This is a genomic window from Caulobacter sp. GW821-FHT09H08 (genome assembly GCF_059415885.1).
In genome coordinates this window covers 901,313-918,308 of record NZ_JBWKOC010000003.1, presented here as the reverse complement: position 1 = coordinate 918,308, position 16,996 = coordinate 901,313, and the positions used below count along the sequence as shown (strand labels likewise).

General features: G+C 68.1%; 19 protein-coding genes. 6 read left to right on the top strand and 13 right to left on the bottom strand.

Annotated features, from left to right (window positions below):
- Positions 1 to 34: 34 nt before the first annotated feature.
- On the top strand, positions 35 to 874 hold the full coding sequence (locus tag AC07NN_RS13940; RefSeq protein ID WP_494641675.1) for an ATP-binding protein: 840 nt from the start codon (positions 35 to 37) through the stop codon (positions 872 to 874).
- A gap of 79 nt (positions 875 to 953) precedes the next feature.
- Here AC07NN_RS13940 and dipM read toward each other — a convergent pair whose 3' ends face one another.
- The 4 genes from dipM to serS all read right to left on the bottom strand — a co-directional run bounded on the left by dipM (position 954) and on the right by serS (position 5,744).
- Entirely contained in the window at positions 954 to 2,906 is a 1,953-nt protein-coding gene (dipM, locus tag AC07NN_RS13935; protein WP_494641673.1) for a cell division endopeptidase DipM, read from the bottom strand.
- 92 nt (positions 2,907 to 2,998) lie between these two features.
- The gene (locus AC07NN_RS13930; protein WP_494641671.1) at positions 2,999 to 3,667 is read right to left on the bottom strand and encodes a protein-L-isoaspartate(D-aspartate) O-methyltransferase; all 669 of its coding nucleotides are present in this window, start codon (positions 3,665 to 3,667) and stop codon (positions 2,999 to 3,001) included.
- On the bottom strand, positions 3,664 to 4,452 hold the full coding sequence (gene surE, locus AC07NN_RS13925; RefSeq protein ID WP_494641669.1) for a 5'/3'-nucleotidase SurE: 789 nt from the start codon (positions 4,450 to 4,452) through the stop codon (positions 3,664 to 3,666). The genes AC07NN_RS13930 and surE overlap by 4 nt, the downstream gene beginning before the upstream one ends.
- On the bottom strand, positions 4,449 to 5,744 hold the full coding sequence (serS, locus tag AC07NN_RS13920) for a serine--tRNA ligase (RefSeq protein WP_494641667.1): 1,296 nt from the start codon (positions 5,742 to 5,744) through the stop codon (positions 4,449 to 4,451). Before serS ends, surE begins: the two co-directional genes overlap by 4 nt.
- A 368-nt stretch (positions 5,745 to 6,112) precedes the next feature.
- On the opposite strand from serS, the gene AC07NN_RS13915 reads away from it, so the two are divergent.
- The gene (locus AC07NN_RS13915; RefSeq protein WP_494641665.1) at positions 6,113 to 6,577 is read left to right on the top strand and encodes a hypothetical protein; all 465 of its coding nucleotides are present in this window, start codon (positions 6,113 to 6,115) and stop codon (positions 6,575 to 6,577) included.
- Positions 6,578 to 6,918: 341 nt separating this feature from the next.
- Here the strand turns inward: AC07NN_RS13915 and tatC are convergent, their stop codons facing one another.
- The 3 genes from tatC to AC07NN_RS13900 form a co-directional block, all read right to left on the bottom strand.
- Positions 6,919 to 7,842, bottom strand: coding sequence for a twin-arginine translocase subunit TatC (gene tatC, locus AC07NN_RS13910; RefSeq protein ID WP_494641663.1), 924 nt, complete (start codon positions 7,840 to 7,842; stop codon positions 6,919 to 6,921).
- Positions 7,839 to 8,447, bottom strand: coding sequence for a Sec-independent protein translocase protein TatB (tatB, locus tag AC07NN_RS13905; RefSeq protein ID WP_494641661.1), 609 nt, complete (start codon positions 8,445 to 8,447; stop codon positions 7,839 to 7,841). The genes tatC and tatB overlap by 4 nt, the downstream gene beginning before the upstream one ends.
- 87 nt (positions 8,448 to 8,534) lie before the next feature.
- Positions 8,535 to 8,759 (bottom strand): twin-arginine translocase TatA/TatE family subunit, encoded by a 225-nt coding sequence (locus tag AC07NN_RS13900; RefSeq protein ID WP_494641659.1) that lies wholly within the window; start codon positions 8,757 to 8,759, stop codon positions 8,535 to 8,537.
- A 279-nt stretch (positions 8,760 to 9,038) separates the two neighbouring features.
- On the opposite strand from AC07NN_RS13900, the gene AC07NN_RS13895 reads away from it, so the two are divergent.
- Complete coding sequence (locus AC07NN_RS13895; RefSeq protein ID WP_494641656.1) at positions 9,039 to 9,350, top strand: hypothetical protein; 312 nt, start codon at positions 9,039 to 9,041, stop codon at positions 9,348 to 9,350.
- A gap of 135 nt (positions 9,351 to 9,485) precedes the next feature.
- Here AC07NN_RS13895 and scpB read toward each other — a convergent pair whose 3' ends face one another.
- From scpB to AC07NN_RS13870, 5 genes are all read right to left on the bottom strand, one after another.
- The gene (gene scpB / locus AC07NN_RS13890; protein WP_494641654.1) at positions 9,486 to 10,166 is read right to left on the bottom strand and encodes an SMC-Scp complex subunit ScpB; all 681 of its coding nucleotides are present in this window, start codon (positions 10,164 to 10,166) and stop codon (positions 9,486 to 9,488) included.
- Positions 10,167 to 10,323: 157 nt separating this feature from the next.
- The gene (locus tag AC07NN_RS13885) at positions 10,324 to 11,148 is read right to left on the bottom strand and encodes a segregation and condensation protein A (protein ID WP_494641652.1); all 825 of its coding nucleotides are present in this window, start codon (positions 11,146 to 11,148) and stop codon (positions 10,324 to 10,326) included.
- A complete protein-coding gene (gene nagZ / locus AC07NN_RS13880; RefSeq protein WP_494641650.1) occupies positions 11,145 to 12,182 on the bottom strand; it encodes a beta-N-acetylhexosaminidase in 1,038 nt (345 codons plus the stop codon). Before nagZ ends, AC07NN_RS13885 begins: the two co-directional genes overlap by 4 nt.
- Positions 12,179 to 12,985, bottom strand: a complete 807-nt coding sequence (gene ftsN / locus AC07NN_RS13875) for a cell division protein FtsN (protein WP_494641648.1) — start codon at positions 12,983 to 12,985, stop codon at positions 12,179 to 12,181. The genes nagZ and ftsN overlap by 4 nt, the downstream gene beginning before the upstream one ends.
- 183 nt (positions 12,986 to 13,168) lie before the next feature.
- Entirely contained in the window at positions 13,169 to 14,353 is a 1,185-nt protein-coding gene (locus AC07NN_RS13870) for a deoxyguanosinetriphosphate triphosphohydrolase (RefSeq protein WP_494641646.1), read from the bottom strand.
- 88 nt (positions 14,354 to 14,441) lie between these two features.
- Here AC07NN_RS13870 and erpA point away from each other — a divergent pair, with 88 nt between their 5' ends.
- Positions 14,442 to 14,774 carry an iron-sulfur cluster insertion protein ErpA gene (gene erpA / locus AC07NN_RS13865; protein WP_494641644.1) on the top strand — a complete coding sequence of 111 codons (333 nt, stop codon included), beginning with the start codon at positions 14,442 to 14,444 and terminating at the stop codon, positions 14,772 to 14,774.
- 10 nt (positions 14,775 to 14,784) lie between these two features.
- On the opposite strand, the gene AC07NN_RS13860 is transcribed toward erpA, so the two are convergent.
- Positions 14,785 to 15,111 carry a hypothetical protein gene (locus AC07NN_RS13860; RefSeq protein ID WP_494641642.1) on the bottom strand — a complete coding sequence of 109 codons (327 nt, stop codon included), beginning with the start codon at positions 15,109 to 15,111 and terminating at the stop codon, positions 14,785 to 14,787.
- 35 nt (positions 15,112 to 15,146) lie between these two features.
- Between AC07NN_RS13860 and xth the strand changes: the two genes are divergently transcribed.
- Entirely contained in the window at positions 15,147 to 15,935 is a 789-nt protein-coding gene (xth, locus tag AC07NN_RS13855; protein ID WP_494641640.1) for an exodeoxyribonuclease III, read from the top strand.
- A 46-nt stretch (positions 15,936 to 15,981) separates the two neighbouring features.
- A complete protein-coding gene (locus AC07NN_RS13850) occupies positions 15,982 to 16,899 on the top strand; it encodes a hypothetical protein (protein ID WP_494641638.1) in 918 nt (305 codons plus the stop codon).
- The last annotated feature ends 97 nt before the right edge of the window (positions 16,900 to 16,996 follow it).

The window sequence follows — 16,996 nt, the reverse complement described above, 5'->3', positions numbered from 1 at the left end:
TGCAATGCAAGCGCACCCGGTATGCAGCGTGCCCATGACCGACGCGACAACTCCCCTGCTCACGCGCATCGCCGACGCCCTGGAACGCCTGGCGCCGCCGCCGCCCGCCAAGCCAGACTTCAGCGCCGCGCGCCTGTTCCGGCATGACCCCAAGGACGGCGCCTTCGTGCCCGCGCCGGACTACCCGCTGGCGCTGGACCTGCTGGTCGGCATCGACCGGCAAAAGAACCGCTTTGTCGAGAACTTGCGCCGTTTTGCCGTGGGCCTGCCCTGCAACCACGTCCTGCTCTGGGGCGTGCGCGGCACGGGCAAGAGCTCGGTGACCAAGGCCGCCTTCGTCAGCCTGGCCAATGAGTTCACGGACCTGAAGCTGGTCGAGGTCGACCGCGACGAGGTCGCCGCCCTGCCCCCGCTGTTCGACCTGCTACGTACGCGTTCGGAACGGTTCGTCGTGCTGTGCGACGACCTCTCGTTCGAGGACGGCGCGGCCGCGGCCAAGGCGCTGAAGTCGGCGCTGGAGGGCGGCGTCTCGGGTCCGCCGGAGAACGTGCTGTTCGTGGCCACCTCGAACCGCCGCCACCTGATGCCGCGCGACCACGTCGAGCGCCAGGGCGCCATCGCCGCCGCCGAGAACGCCGAAGAGGAGATGAGCGTCTCCGACCGCTTCGGCCTGTGGATCGGCTTCCCGCCGATGGACCAGGACACCTACCTGGCCGCCATCCGCGCCTATGCCGCGCAGTTCGGCCTGGCCGCGCCGGACCTCGAGCGCCGCGCCCTGCAGTGGTCGACCCAGCGCGGCGGCCGCTCGGGCCGCGTGGCCTGGCAGTTCGTCCGCGACGTGGCCGGCGAGCTGGGCGTGAAGCTGCCCGCCTAGCGGCGCAGGACCTCCAACAGCAGAACGGCCCGCCTCTTTCGAAGCGGGCCGTCTTTCGGGTCGCGGTGGCGATGACGTCCTAGCGCGGCAGCACCAGGCCCGGATCGACCGGCTTGGCCTTGTCCTTGACGGTCGGGGCGTAGCGCATCTCGAAGTGCAGCTTGGGCTCGTTGGCCCCGCCGGTGGCGCCGACCGCGCCGACCTGTTCGCCCTGACGCACGTCCTGCTGCATCTTCACATTGATGCTGGAGAGGTGGGCGTAGGCCGTGACCCAGCCGTCGGCGTGCTTGACCAGCACCAGGTTGCCGAACTGCGGGACCTGGTTGCCGGCGTAGGCCACCTTGCCGTCGGCGGCCGACAGCACCGGCGTGCCCTGCGGCGCGCGGATGTCCAAGCCGTCGTTGCGCTGGCCCGGGCCACTGACGCCGAACGACGAGATGATCTCGCCGCGCAACGGCCAGGCGAACTTGCCCTTGCCCGAGGCGATGATCTCGGCCTCGGTCGGCGGGGCGGCGCTTTCGATGATCGGACGGGCACTAGTGGGCGGCGCGGACGGCGGCGCGGCGATCGGCGCGCTGGGGCGCGAATAGCTGGGCGTGTACGGGACCGGGCTGGACGGCGTCGACGGCGCAGGGGCCGAGGTCGACGGACGCGTCGTGTTCGGACCCGTCGTCGGCGTCTCGACCTTGGCGTAGGTGTTCGACGGCTGGGCCGGCGCCGGCTTGGTCACCGTGGTGGTGGTGCGGATCGGCCCCTTGTCGCGGTAGCCGTCCGGCAGCTGGATCTTCTGGCCCTTCTTGACCGAAGCCGTGCTGCGCAGGTTGTTCTCGGCGGCCAGCGCCTTGACGCTGACGTTGAAGCGCTTGGCGATGTCGCCCAGCGTGTCGCCGCTCTGGGCGACATAGGCCTTGGCCGTGGTCGCCGGACCCTTGACCTTCTGGCCCAGGCGCAGCGTGGCGCCGGCCTTCAGCTTGTTGTCCTCGGCCAGGTCGCTGACGCCCATGTCGAACTTGCGGGCGATCGAGCTCAGGGTGTCGCCCGAGCGGACCGTGTGGACCTGACGCGGGCCCTGCACCGTCACGACGGCGCCGGTGACGCTGAGCGAGGTGGTGCTGGTGATGGTCTGTTCAGCGGCCGACTCGGCGCCGATCGGCGGCAGGTTCGAGCGCGGCGGAGTCGTCGCGGCCGAGGTGCGCGAGGGCGTGGTGGTCGCCGGACGGGTCGGCGCGGGCTCGCTGTCACCACCGGCCAGGGCCGGCTGCGACGCGGGCGTGCCCGGGATCACCTGGGTGGTCTTGATCGGGCCCTTGTCCTTGAAGCCGTCAGGCAGAACCAGCTTCTGGCCCTTCTTGATGGCGGCGCTGGTCTTGACGTCGTTCTCGTCGGCCAGGGCCGCGGCGGTGACGTTGAAGCGCTTGGCGATCGAGAAGATCGTGTCGCCGGTCTGGACGACATAGGCCTTCTGCGTACTGGCAGGGCCGGTGATCTTCTGGCCCAGGCTCAGGGTCTGGCCCTTCTTGATCTCGTTGTCCTTGGCCAGGTCGTTGACGTTGACGCCGAAACGCTTGGCGATCGAGGTCAGGGTGTCGCCCGACTTGACGGTATGGGTCTGCGGCTTGCCCTTCACCTCGACCACCTGGCCGGTGACAGTGGTCGTCACGACAGTCTTCGGCGGGACCGGACGCAGCACGGGAGCCGAAACCGGCTGGGCGGCGTGAGTCGCGGCCGGCTGCGAGATTGGTTGCGACACCGGGGTCGGCGGCGGCAGTTCCGACTGGGTCACCGCCGGCAGCGACTGGCTCTGGATCGGCGTCGGCTTGGGCAGGGTCTCGACCTCGCCCGGCGCGGTCTGGATCGTCTCGGCGGCGGTCGTCGCGGGCTGGGTCGTCGGCTGGGCGGCCGGCTGCGTGATCGGGAAGTTGGGCGTGAAGCGCTGGCCGGCCAAGCCTTCCATCGGCGCGGCGTTCGCACTGGCTCCGAGCGTTCCAGCCGTCAGGGCGGCCACCGCCGCTTGCGTCCACAACTGCCTCATAGCCTCTCCTTTCCCGCCGGGGCCACCAGAGGGCTCCGCCAGGGTAAACCAACCTTTAACACCGAAGAGCGCGAACGCCGCGCCCCCCAGACTCACTGATCCTTGGCGACGCCCGCCAGCAACGGCACGAAGCGCACGTCGCACAGGATCTCGACCCGGAAGCCCCCTTTGCCGTCGCCCGCATAGCGGCGAAGGCTTTGTACTGGCCCCTTCCCCACCGGCGCGACCAGCACGCCGTTGGGCTTCAACTGCGAAAGCAGCCGTTTCGGATCATCTTCGGCCGCAGCCGTGACCATAATGCGGTCGAACGGCGCCTGTTCGGCCCAGCCTTCGCCGCCATCGCCGAACTTGGTGATGACATTGGTCAGGCCCAGCTTGTTGAAGCGGCCCTCGGCCTCCTTCATCAGCGTGCGATAGCGCTCGATCGTATAGACGAGGCGCGAGACCTTGCTGAGGATCGTGGTCTGGTAGCCCGAGCCCGTGCCGATCTCCAGCACGCGCGCGCGCGGCTCGACCGTCAGGGCCTGGGTCATCAGGCCGACGATGAACGGCTGGCTGATCGTCTGGCCGCAGGCGATCGGCAGGGCCGAATCCTCCCACGAGCGATCCTTGAACAGGTCCGGCGTGAACAGGTCGCGCGGCGTCGTCTCGATGGCCTTCAGCACCTGGGGATCTGTCACCCCCTGGTCGCGCAGAGCCTGCATCAGGCGCGGCAAGTCGGCCTTGGCGTTCTCGGCGGCCTTGGTCGTCCGTCCGCTCATGCCTTCACCTTGGGCGGAGCGCCGCCCAGCACGCCCTTCAGCGCGTGGACGGTTTCGTTGTGCGTCAGGTCGATGTGTAGCGGCGTGACGGAGATGCGGCCTTCATAGATCGCGCGCAGATCGGTGCCCTCGACGGGGTTCGAGGCCTTGGCCGAGAAACCCATCCAATAGTAGTCGCGGCCGCGCAGGTCGGTGCGCTTGTCCATGTGGCGCAGCAGGCCGTCGCGGAAACCCTGGCGGGTCACCTCGACCGCCGAGACCTGCTCGGGCGGCAGGGCCGGGAAGTTGACGTTCATGACCACGTCGGCGGGCCAGCCCACTTCCAGCAGGCGCTGGACGATGCCGGGACCGAACGCCTCGGCCGTCTCCCAGTGGGCGACGACCTCGTCATGGAACCAGGTCATGGCCTGGGACAGGGCGATCGACGGGATGCCGTGGACCATGCCCTCGATCGCGCCGGCCACCGTGCCCGACAGGGTGACGTCCTCGGCCAGGTTCTGGCCGCGGTTCACGCCTGACAGCACCAGATCCGGCGCGGGGCCGTCGATCAGCTGCTGCACGGCCATCATCACGCAGTCGGTCGGCGTGCCCTCGACGGCGAAGCGGCGCGCGTCCAGCTTTCGCACGCGGATCGGGTCCGACAGGGTCAGGGCCCGGCTGGCGCCCGACTGTTCGTACTCCGGCGCGCAGATCCAGACGTCATCCGTCAGGGCGCGGGCGATCTTCTCCAGGGCCACCAGGCCCGGCGCGTGGATGCCGTCGTCGTTGGTGAGGAGAATCCTCACGCAGCGCCCCCGATGTGGGTCACACCGCCCATATAGGGCTGCAGCGCCGCCGGGATGTGGATGCGGCCGGCCTCGTCCTGATAGTTCTCCAGCACGGCCACCAGGGTGCGGCCGACGGCCAGGCCCGAGCCGTTCAGGGTGTGGACGAAGTGGCCGCCCTTCTCGCCGGTCTTGCGATAGCGCGCTTCCATGCGACGGGCCTGGAAGTCACCGCAGTTCGAGCAGGAGCTGATCTCGCGGTACATGTTCTGCGACGGCAGCCAGACCTCGAGATCGTAGGTCTTCTTGGCGCCAAAGCCCATGTCGCCCGTGCACAACAGCATGGTGCGGAAAGGCAGCTCCAGCTTCTTCAGCACGGCCTCGGCGCACTCGACCATGCGCTGGTGCTCGGCTTCCGACTGGTCCGGCGTGGTGATCGAAACCAGCTCGACCTTGTAGAACTGGTGCTGACGGATCATGCCGCGCGTGTCGCGACCCGCCGAACCGGCCTCGGCGCGGAACGACGGCGTCAGGGCCGTCAGGCGCATCGGCAGCTCTTCCTCGGCCACCAGCTGCTCACGGACGATGTTGGTCAACGAGACTTCAGCGGTGGGGATCAACCAGCGGTCGTCGGTCGTGTGGAACAGATCGTCGGCGAACTTCGGCAGCTGGCCGGTGCCGAACAGCGCCTCGTCCTTCACCAGCAGCGGCGGGCTGATCTCGGTGTAGCCGTGCTCGACCGTCTGCAGGTCCAGCATGAACTGGCCGATGGCGCGCTCCAGGCGGGCGATCTGGCTCTTGAGGACCACGAAACGCGAACCGCTCATGCGGGCAGCGGCTTCGAAGTCCATGCCGCCCAGGGCATGGCCCAGGTCGACGTGATCCTTCGGCGCGTTCAGGCGGCCGGCCGGCAGCTTGGCGGCGTCGCCCCAGGCGCGCTGCTCGACGTTACCGCTCTCATCCTCGCCCGTCGGAACCTCGGCGGCCGGGACGTTGGGCAGGCTGGCCAGCAGGTCCTTCAACTCGCCGCCGAACTTGGCCTCGTCTTCCGAGGCCGTCGCCATGACGCCCTTCAGGGCCTCAACCTCGGCCATCAGGCGCGCGGCTTCGGCCTCGTCCTTCTTGGCCTTGGCCTGGCCGATCAGCTTCGAGCTTTCGTTACGCTTGGCCTGGGCTTCCTGCAGCGTCGTCTGGGCGGCGCGCAACTTAGCGTCCAGCGCCACGGCCTCGGCGGCCGCGCCCGACCGGCCCTTGCCCGACCAATGGCGGTCGAAGGCTTCGGGATTATCGCGGATGGCCTTGATGTCGTGCATCGAACGCTAGCTCGGAAAGTCGAGGAGAAACGCCCTCTCTAAGGCGCGTCGGCGGGGGCGCCAAGCTTTCCGGACGGCGGCGGCGCCTGTCCACGGCTTCGTGATCCGGCGAACTCCGCGCGCCGACAACCCCGCATTGCGCGAAATCGGGAAAATGGAGGATGTGCGACCGCGTGACGCAGGTCTCAAAAGACGTTCATCCCCCGTTTTGCGGCCCAGCTGCACGAACGATCCAACTGTTAACGGATATTAGCCGCACTTCTGAACCCGGACTTAATCCCGACCGCCGAAAAGCCGCGTCAATTCCAGTGCGCTTTCCTTTCGCGGCCCTCCCCGGCCCTCTCGATCATTCAAGGATTTCGAAGACCATGAAGACGTTCGCTGCTTTCGCCGCCCTCGCCATCGCCGCCGTCGTCGCCGCTCCGGCCGGCGCCAAGACCAACAACGAAGTTCGCGTCTCGATCACCGGCAAGAACTCGGTCCAGATCCAGAACGAGATCAAGGCCGCCGCCGACACCGTTTGCGCCACCGGTTCGAAGATCGCCACGCAGGACTGCATCGACGGCGCCCTGATGAGCGCCAACCGCCAGCTGGCCTCGCTGATGCGCGCCCGCGACGCCGGCAAGGCCTTCGAAAACGAAACCGTCTCGGTCGTCCGCATCTCGCTGAAGGGCAAGACCCGCGACCAGATCCACGCCGAAATCCGCACCGCCGCCGCGACCGTCTGCAAGGCCCAGCCGCGCTTCAGCGTCGTGAACTACCAGGCCTGCGTCACGGACACCGTCCGCGCCGCCAAGGCTCAGCTGCAGGCGCGCATCGGCGCCGCCGCCTAATCCAGGGCAGCTACAGAAGTCACTCGCGTATCTGAGTGGGAAAAGGGCTCCGCGGCATAGGTCGCGGGGTCCTTTTTCGTTTGGGCGCTTCCGCCAGCGCCACAGTCACGGAACGTATGGTTTTGGTCGACCTCGGCCGGATCGACATTCGTCGATCTCAATCCGTCGCCTTCCTGGACCTTGTGCCCAGGACCCATGCCTGAGGCAGGCCCGGACATTCCGGATGCGCGCGGCCGCAAGACCATGAACTCGGCCCGACTTCCCTTGCATCTGAACCATGGGTCCTGGGCACAAGGCCCATGAAAGCAGGGATTGTTGGTTCGATTGAATGTCGATGCGCTCTAGACCGAGACGATGTCCGTGCCGGCTTCCGCCTCGTCCTCCTGCTTGCGGCGGCGTTCGATCAGCCACACGCACCAGATCGAGATCTCGTAGAGCAGGCACAGCGGCACCGCGAGGGTGATCTGGCTGATCGGGTCCGGCGGGGTGACGATGGCGGCCACGACGAAGACGGCGACGATCGCGTAGCGGCGACCGGCCCGCAGCATCGTGGAGCTGATCAGGCCGGCCAGGCCCGCCAGCGACAGCACCACCGGCAGCTGGAAGCTGAGGCCGAAGGCCAGCAGCAGGGTCGTCACCAGCGTCAGATATTCCGACACGCGGGTCTGCAGAACGACCTTCACGCCCTCGCCGACGATCTGCTGGGACAGCGAGAACCACAGCACGAACGGCAGCATGACGTAGTAGACCAGCGACGCGCCCATCAGGAACAGCACCGGCGAGGCGATCAGGAACGGCAGGAACGCGTTGCGCTCCTTCTTATACAGGCCCGGCGCCACGAAGCGGTACAGCTGCCAGGCGATGATCGGGAAGGCCAGGATGATGGCCCCGAACGCCGCCAGCTTGATGTTGGTGAAGAACTGTTCCAGCGGCGCGGTGGCCTGCAGGGTGATGTCGGCCAGCGACGCCACGGGCGCCTTCTTGAGGCCGACCAGGGCCAGCAGCAGGTCGAACGAGCCGTGATGGCCTCCGCTGGCGTCCTGCAGGGCCTTCAGCCCCTCGGCCACCGTGAACGGGCGCACCAGAAACAGGAAAATCGGCTTCACGAAGGCGAAGCAGACGCCGAAGCCGACGGCGATGGCGGCCACGCAGATGATCAGGCGGGTGCGCAGCTCGATCAGGTGATCCAGGAGCGGCGCGCGCGAAGCCTCGATCTCGTCCTCGTGGGCGTCGCTCGGGTCGTATCCGATGGCCTTGTCGTTCACGAGACGATATCCGAAGCAGTCGAGCCACCGGCCTTGGGCGTGCGCTTGCGCGGCGCGCGGGCGGCCTTGGGCGCCTCGACGGTGATGTCCTTCTTGGCCACAGCGCGCTTACGCGGCGTCTTGGCCGGTTCGACGACAACGGGCTCTGCGACCGCGACGGCCTTCTTGCGCGGCGCGCGCTTGGCCTTCTCGACGATCTCCACCGAAGGCGTCGGCAGGATCGAGTTGTCGGTGGTCAGGGCCGGATTGTGGATCTCGCCGGCGGCATAGGGGTGCATCTGCGTCGCCCCGCTGGACAGCGAGGCGTCGATGTCGGCGAAGACCTGGTCGGGGTTCATCGCGTCACGCGCGGCGTCGGCCGCGTCCTGCACCGGATTGGAGAACTGGCCCGTGCGCAGGGCCTGGACCTCGCGGCGCAGCTCGTCCAGCTCGGACTGACGCGCCATTTCGTCGAAGCTGGCGCGGAATTCCGACGCCATGCCGCGCATCTTGCCGACAAATTGGCCGAGTTTGCGCAAAAGCGCGGGCAAATCCTTGGGCCCCACCACGATCAGGGCGACGGCGGCGATGACAAGGAGTTCAGTGCCGCCGATATCAGGAAGCATGGACGCGCCTTAGAGCGGAGGAGCCATGGGCTCCCCGCGAGGTTGGATCATCGCGCGCGGAGAACGGCCCCCACGCGCGCTAACGCCTTACGACTTGCGAAGTTCTTCGGATTCCGACTCGGTGCGCGGCAGCGAGCCCTTGGCCTTGTTGTCGGCGACTTCGGTGCTGACGTCGTCCTTCAGACCTTCCTTGAAGGCCTTAATGCCCTTGGCCGCGTCGCCCATGATGCCCGACAGCTTGCCGCGACCGCCGAACAGCAGCAGCACCACGACAGCGACGATGATCCAGTGGATAGGACCGAAACTTCCCATAACGGAGACTCCTTGCGACAGCGCCCTGTAGCCGCTGCGACGCGTCGTTACAACATGCCGAAGAATATAGGCGTTCGCGGGGCTGGCGACCATCGTTCCACCACGAAGCGCGAGGTCTCGGCCCGCGGCTCAGCCATTGGGCAAGTTCTGCTCGGCGAAGTTGACCGACCGGCCCCGTTTCGCGTCGCACCTTGTGGGCTAAGGGTTTGCAAAGCCTAGCTTTCCGCTCCTGGCACGCGACTTGCCAAGATGTCGCACCCTCAGTGCGGGACAGCGTCCATGTCTATTTCTTCCGTCGGTTCGTCCAGCTTCGTCGGTTCCTACGGCGGCGTCAGCGCCGGCGCGTCCTCCCCGATCGAGGAACTGTCGGCCAAGGACGAGTTCCTGAAGTACCAGTCCATGACGCCGGCCCAGAAGATGCGGGCCGCGATGCTGTCCAAGCTGGGCCTGACCGAGGAACAGGTGAAGGCCATGTCCCCCGAAGACCGCAAGAAGGTCGAGGACAAGATCAAGGACATGATCAAGCAGCAGGTCGAAAACGACCCGGACAAGAAGAACAAGAACGGCCTGGTGGCCAACATCCTGGCGTGATCGACACCGATCTCCCCGGCGAATGCCGGGACCCAGGTCGAACCCACGAACGCCGATGCGGTTTTGAAGCCGCTGGCGCGAACACCCAAATCACTCCGGATGAATCTGGGCCCCGGCATTCGCCGGGGAGGTCGGCTATGAGGGGCTCTCAGCCTTCTCCGGCTCGCCCAGGAAGTCCTGCGCGAATTCGGGCGTCTCGCCGTCGTCAAGGTCCAGCGGATCCTCATCCTCGCCCGGGCGCAGGCCCAGCGGATCGGGCACGTTGAAGCCCGGCGGCAGGTTCATCTCCAGAAGACCGGCGGCCTTCATCTCGGCGATGCCCGGCAGGTCGGCCAGGGTCGCCAGGCCGTAGTGCTCCAGGAAGGCGTCCGTCGTCCCGAAGGTCACCGGTCGGCCCGGCGTACGCCGGCGGCCGCGCATACGGATCAGGCCCAGCTCCAGCAGCACGTCGATTGTGCCTCGGCTGGCCTGGACGCCGCGCACCGCTTCGATCTCGGCCCGGGTCACCGGCTGGTGGTAGGCGACGATGGCCAGGGTCTCCTGGGCGGCCTTGGACAGGCGGCGCGGCTCCTCGCGCTCTTCGGTCATCAGGAAAGACAGGTCGTTGGCGGTCTGGAAGCGCCAGCGATTGGCCACGCAGACTAGCTCGATCCCCCTGCCCTCGTAGCGCGCCCGCAGGCCCGCTATGCCGGCGGCGATGTCCGCGCCTTCCGGCAGGCGCTTGGCCAGGTCGACGTCGCTGAGCGGCTCGGCCGCCGCGAACAGCAGGGCCTCGATGCAGCGCTCGACGAAGAGAGGTTCGAGTTCCGTGCTCATGCCCACCCCATAACCGATTTCCCCGGCGAATGCCGGGCCCCAGATTCAACCTGAGCGGTTTGGGATGATCCGAGATGCGCTCCGCCAGCTTGTCGAGCGCTCTTGGGTTCGATCTGGGCCCCGGCATTCGCCGGGGAAGTCGGACGGAAGGAAAGGTTCATTCCGTAACCTCCAGCGGCTCCGCCCTAGTCCTGAGATAGATGTCCTGGAAGTGCTCCATCTGGCGAGCTTCGAGGATGCCCTCCTTCACCAGCTCCAGCGACGCCGACAGGGTCGAGGCCAGATACGAGGCGGGCGTCGGGCCGTCATCCTCCTCCAGCACCCGCTCCATCGGGGCGACGGTGGTGAGGACGGTCCAGTCCTCCATCTTGGGCAGCAGGCTGCGCAGGCGGTCGCGAGCGTCTTCCAGTGGATAGGCGGTCGGCGGACGCGGCGCGTAGTGGCGGCTGTGCTCGCGCTTGCGCTGGGTGATGTAGGCGCTCATCAGGCCGTAGAGGTCGCCCTCCAGTCGGGTCGAGGAGACGATCTTCACCGCCTCCGGGTCGCCGCGCATGAAGACGTCGCGCTTGAGGATCGGGCGATCCTTCAGGGCTTCGACAGCCTTACGCATCACGTCCAGCTTGGCCAGGCGGAAGGCCAGCTGCGCGGCCATCTCCTCGGCCGGCGGCTCCTCGGCCTTGGCGCGCTCGGGCTTGGGCAGCAGCAGGCGGGACTTGAGGTACGCCAGCCAGGCGGCCATGACGAGATAGTCGGCCGCCAGGGCGAAGCGCACGCGGCGGGCCTGCTGAACGAAGGCCAGATACTGCTCGGCCAGGCGCGTGATCGACAGCTGCAGCAGGTCAACCTTCTGGCTGCGCGCCAGGGCCAACAGCACATGCAGCGGGCCTTCGTACCCGTCGATGTCGATGACCAGCGCCGCGCCGTCTTCGGCCGCCTCGTTGGCGGCCTCGAAGTCGAAAGTGGGCTGGAAGCCCGTGCTCAAGCGTACTTGCCGTCGAACGCCGCGTCGAAGCGGGCGCGGGCCTCGGCCACGTCGAAGGGTTCGGGAACCTTGACCAGGCGGCCCATCACGGCCTGCGCCCGGCGGCGGGCCTCCTTGGACATCTTGCCGACGCCCGACATCACGGCCTTCATCTCGGCCATGTCGCCGTTGCAGTGCAGGACGACGTCGCAGCCGGCGGCCAGGCTGTCCTTGGCCCGCTGCTTGAAGTCGCCCGACAGCGCCTTCATCGACAGGTCGTCGCTCATCAGAAGTCCGTCGAAGCCGATGGATTCGCGGATGATTTTCTTGATGGCCTTCTTGGAGGTCGTGGCCGGGTTCTTGCGGTCGATGGCCGTGTAGACGACGTGCGCCGTCATCGCCATCGGCATGTCGGACAGCACGCGGAACGGCGCGAAGTCGCGAGCGTCCAGCTCGGCCAGCTTGGCCTTCACGACCGGCAGCTCCAGGTGGCTGTCGCTCATGGCGCGGCCGTGGCCGGGGATGTGCTTGATGATCGGCAGGACGCCGCCGGCCAGCAGACCCTCGGCCGCCGCGCGGCCCAGGGTCGCCACCTGCTCGGGCGTGTCGCCATAGGCGCGGTCGCCGATGATCTCGTGACCCTTGGGGTCCGGCACGTCCAGCACCGGCACGCAGTCGACATTGATGCCGAGGCTGTGCAGATCGTGGGCGATCAGGCGCGCGCTCAGGCGGGTGATCTCGCGGGCCACCAGCGGGTCGTTGGCGACCAGTTGGCCGTAGGCGCGGCCCGGCGGGTAGGTACGCCAGTGCGGCGGCTGCAGGCGAGCGACGCGGCCGCCCTCCTGGTCGATCAGGATCGGGGCGTCGTCGCGGCCGACCGTGGCGCGCAGGGCGGCGGTCAGCGCCCTCACCTGCTCCGGATCGGCGATGTTGCGCTTGAACAGGATGAAGCCCCAGGGCTTCACGTCCCTGAAGAACTCGACCTCTTCACGCGAAAGAGTGGTTCCGGCGCAGCCGAGGATGGCGGCGGTGGGCGCTCCCGATAGCAGGCTCATTTGACGAAGCAGGACTTGCCCGAGGCGGCGATCGCCTCACAGAAGGCCTTGGCGGCTTCGCGGCTGGCGAAGCCCGTCACCGAGGTGCGGTAGAGCGTGGCGCCGTTCTTGTCGATCGCCTCGACCTTCTTGCCCTTGCCGGCGGCCAGGCCCGGGGCCAGGCGGACGGCGTCGCTCCAGGCCTTGTCGGCCAGGGCGGGCGAGGACAGGGCGCCGATCTGCACCGAGGCCGGGCCCGAGGCCGTCGCGACGGGCTTCGGCGCGGCGGCGGTCGGGGCCGGAGCGGCGGCGACGGGCTTCGGCGGCGTGGCCTGGGCCAGCTGCACCGGCTTGGGTGCGGGCTTCTGGGCGGCGGCGGTGGCCAGGGACTCGATGGTCGGAGCCGGCGCGGCGGTCGCGGGCTTGGCGGCCGGCAGGGTCGCGCTCTGCACCGGAGCCGTCGCGGTCGGCGTCGTCGGACGCGCGGCCGGCGCTTCGGGCGGCGGCGCGAAGGTGGCCGAGGGCTGCGCTTCCTCGTTGTGATAGATCTGCAGGCCGGCCGCCGGATCCTTCGGCTGGCTGCTGGCCGCCGGCGCGGTCTTCATCTGCGCCACTTCCGTGCCGACCGCCTGCGGCGGCTCGTTCGGATTGCGGATGCCGCCGCGATAGACCATCACCACCGCCACGGTCAGGGTCACCAGCACGACGGCGCTGATGATCAGCGTCATCGGCAGCGGGCGCGCCCCGCGCACGGGCTGACGCGCGTCGAACGACAACGGCGCGTCGGTGGGCGGCGTATAGGCTCCGCGGTGCGGGTCGGACATCTCAGACAGGCTCCAGATACTCGTAGGCCCCAGAACAGGGGACGCGCGGATCGAACGCCTCGAATCAGACGCGCGCGACCTTAGGTTACCCTCCAGCGGCGCGTCCAAGAAGCATCCGCCCCGCTCAGGTGGCAGACGGAAAGCCGCTCGCGTCCCTGCCCTCGCGTCTCCGGGCCTTGGGGCCTAGTTCCAGACGTCGAGGTGGAACAGCTTGCGGTGCTCTTCTATCGCGAAGCGGTCGGTCATGCCGGCGATGTAGTCGCACACCACCCGGGCCCGGCCGGCTTCGTCGCGGTTCTGCGACTTGGCGAACCAGACGGTCGGGAGGACCTCCGGCTCCTTCAAGAAAAGCGCGAACATTTCGCCCAGAATACGGCGAGCTTGGCTGCGTGTCCGATTGACGCGCCAGTGACGGTACATGCGCTCGTAGAGGAAGGCGCGCAGGCGGGCCAGGTCCTCGGCCATGTCCGGCGAGAACGCGACCAGGGCGTGATCCAGGCCCCGGACGTCGTCGGCCGACGACACGCCGGTGGCGGCGGCGCGCTGCAGGGTCTCGCCCATCACGTCGTCGATCATCGCCCCGATCATCCGACGGATGGCCTCCAGATGGGTCAGCCGCGCGTCCAGGTCGGGCCGCTCGCTCTTCACCGCGAACAGGATCGGGCCGATCAGCGGCACGTCCATCAGGTCTTCCAGGCTGAACAGGCCGGCAGTGACGCCGTCATCCACGTCGTGGTTGTTGTAGGCGATGTCGTCGGCCAGGGCCGCGACCTGCGCCTCGGCCGAAGCCCAGGTGTCGAGGCCCAGCTCGTATTCGTCGTCGTACTTGGAGATCGCCTTCCAGGACGGCTTGCCCAGCTTGTTGGTCACCGGGCCGTTGTGCTTGATGATCCCTTCCAGGGTCTCCCAGGTTAGGTTGAGCCCGAGAAAGTCCGGATAGCGGTGCTCCAGCTCGGTCACCACGCGGAAGGTCTGCACGTTGTGGTCGAAGCCGCCGTACGGCTTCATCTGGATTTCCAGTTCGTCCTCGCCGGCGTGGCCGAACGGCGGATGGCCCAGGTCGTGGCCCAGGGCGATGGTCTCGGCCAGGTCGCTGTCCAGCCCCAGGGCCGTCGCCAGCGAGCGCGCGACTTGCGCCACTTCCAGCGAGTGGGTCAGGCGCGTGCGGAAGTTGTCGCCCTCGTGGGCCACGAAAACCTGGGTCTTTTCCTTCAGCCGGCGGAAGGCCGAGGCGTGGATGATGCGGTCGCGATCGCGGGCGAACGGGGTCCGGGTCCGGCTCTCATCCTCCTTGAACCGGCGCCCCTTCGACTTGAAGGGATCTTCGGCGTAGGGGGCGCGAGGAACGAAGTACGGAGTGGAGGACATGAACCGCCTTTATCGCATTGGACGATTTGGCCCCTTCCGAAGAGGCCGCGACGTCCTCATATAGGCCAAGGATGACCTTTACGCAGCCATGACCCAAGTAGACTTAACGCTTTCCGAAAACGCCGCTCGTCGGATCAAGGCTATCGCCGCGACCGAGGGACGCCCGCTGATGCTCCGCGTCGCCGTCGATGGCGGCGGCTGCTCGGGCTTCCAGTACCGGTTCGACCTGGTCGACACCGTCGAGGACGACGACCTGAAGGTCGAGCGTGACGACGCCGTGGCCCTGGTGGACGTGGTGTCCCTGGCCCTCCTGAAGGGCTCGGAGATCGACTTCGTCGACGAACTGGCCGGCGCGGAGTTCCGGGTCCGCAACCCGAACGCCAAGTCCAGCTGCGGCTGCGGCGTGAGTTTCTCGATCTAGCGTCTCGGGCCTAGCTCGGCACGAACTGCAGCAGGGTCAGCGTCACCGCGCCCCAGGCCAGCGGCGCGGCCATGAAGCCCCAGGCCGCCTGGGCCTCGCCCTTGCGCCAGACGATCCAGCTAGCGAGCGGCGACAGCAGGCAGACGACCCAGAACAGCGCCGCCAGCAGGAAGCCCAGCCAGGCGAGCGGGTTGCGCACGTTGCCGTTGTCGAAGATCACCGGCGTGAAGATCGCCAGGATCGCGCCGACGACCGCCAGCGCGACACACGCGCCCGTCGCCAGGACCATCCACAGGACCTGTTTCGATGCGCGCGGTGACTTGAGCGGGACCTTCATGAGCCCTAGCTTCCCGGCGCACTCTGGAGCCGTCAATGCGTATCGCCACCTGGAACGTCAACTCGGTCAATGCTCGCCTGGAAGGGGTATTGGCTTGGTTCGAAGCCGAAGCCCCCGACGTCGCGGTGCTGCAGGAGATCAAGTGCGTCGACGAGAAGTTCCCGACCGAAGCCTTTGAACGGCTTGGCTACAACGTCGTCGTCCATGGCCAGAAGACCTACAACGGCGTGGCCCTGCTCTCGAAGTTCCCGATCGACGACGTCCGCAAGGGCCTGCCCTTCCTGTCCGAGGACGAGGTCGACGAGCAGTCGCGCTATGTCGAGGCGGTGATCAATGCGCCGACGCCGTTCCGGGTGGTCGGCATCTACCTGCCCAACGGCAATCCGCTCGGGACCGAGAAGTTCGACTACAAGCTGGCCTGGATGCGTCGCCTGCACGCCCACGCCCAAACGCTGCTGGCCTTCGAGGAGCCCCTGGTCATCCTGGGCGACTACAACGTCATCCCCGAGGCCGAGGACGTGGCCAATCCCGAGGCCTGGCTGGGCGACGCCCTGTTCCAGCCCGAGAGCCGGGGCGCGTTCCGGGCGCTGAAGAACCTGGGCTTCGCCGACGCCTACATGCAGGTCGACGGCGCGCCGGGCGGCTACACCTTCTGGGACTACCAGGCCGGCGCCTGGCCCCGGAACCTGGGGATCCGCATCGACCACCTGCTGTGCTCGCCCCAGGCCGCCGACCGCTTGACCGACGTCGTCATCCACCGCGACGAGCGCGAAAAGGAAAAGCCCTCGGACCACGTGCCGGTCGTCGGCCACTTCCGCGACTAGTCGCCGCCTGTCCCGAAAACGCGACTCCCGCTAGCCTTCCCCCACTATGAGCGAACTCGCGCGTCTCCTGCTGTTCGTCGCCATCGCCGGTTCGGCGGTGACGTTCCTGGGCAGCCTGGCCATCTGGTACGGCGACGAGGACCGGCGTATCCGCCGCGCCTTGCGCAACGTGCTCAAGAGCGATCCGGAAGGCGTGATGGTCGCGCGCGGCCGGGGCCGCGGCGCGGGTTTCTCGTTCTCCACCAACCTGTTGGCGGTGGCCTGGGATCGGGGCGGCTGGTGCCTGGTCTATCGGCTCGAGGAACTTATGGGCGCCGAACTGCTGGTCGACGGCCAGGTCATGGGCCGCGTGTTCAGAGGCGAAGGCCGCCGGGCCATCGACCACGTCGCGCCCCAGGCCGAGCGCGTCACCTTGCGCCTGGTCTTCGACGACCCGCGCCATCCCGACTTCATGCTGGAGCTCTGGGCCCCCGGCGACGAGCAGCGCCGCGAGAGCCGCTCGCCCGGCGAACTGATGCAGGAGGCCAATCGCTGGCTGGCCCGTTGCGAGGCCATCGTCCGTCGCCCCCTGCCCCCACGCCCGCCGCGTCCCGAGCAGCAGGTCGCGCCGGCCCCGGTCGTCTCCGCGCGCCCCGCGCCGCCGCCGGAACCCGTCTATGACGACGAGGAGGACGAGGACGACGACTATCGCGCGCCGCCGCCGCCCCTGCCGGACACACCGCCGCCCCTGGCCCGCCGCTCGTCGTTCGACCAGGCCGCACGGCCGGGCGCGGCTCGCCCGGCGTCGCGCCCTTCGGCGCCGCCTCCGCCGCCGGCCGAACCCGACATGTTCGACGACCCGCCCTGGGACGATGATTTCGACACGCCCGCGCCGCCGCCGACGCCCAGCTACAAGCCGGTGTCCAAGGCGCGCCGCGAGAACAACATCGACCAGGACGAGCTGCCCTTCGACCTCGACGACTAGGCTGGCCTGACGCCTGGCGATCACGCTTTCGAGAGCGTCGCCTTTTCGATTGCTGCGGTGCACAAGCAGGCGTACAGCGCCGGCCGCCGGACGTGAG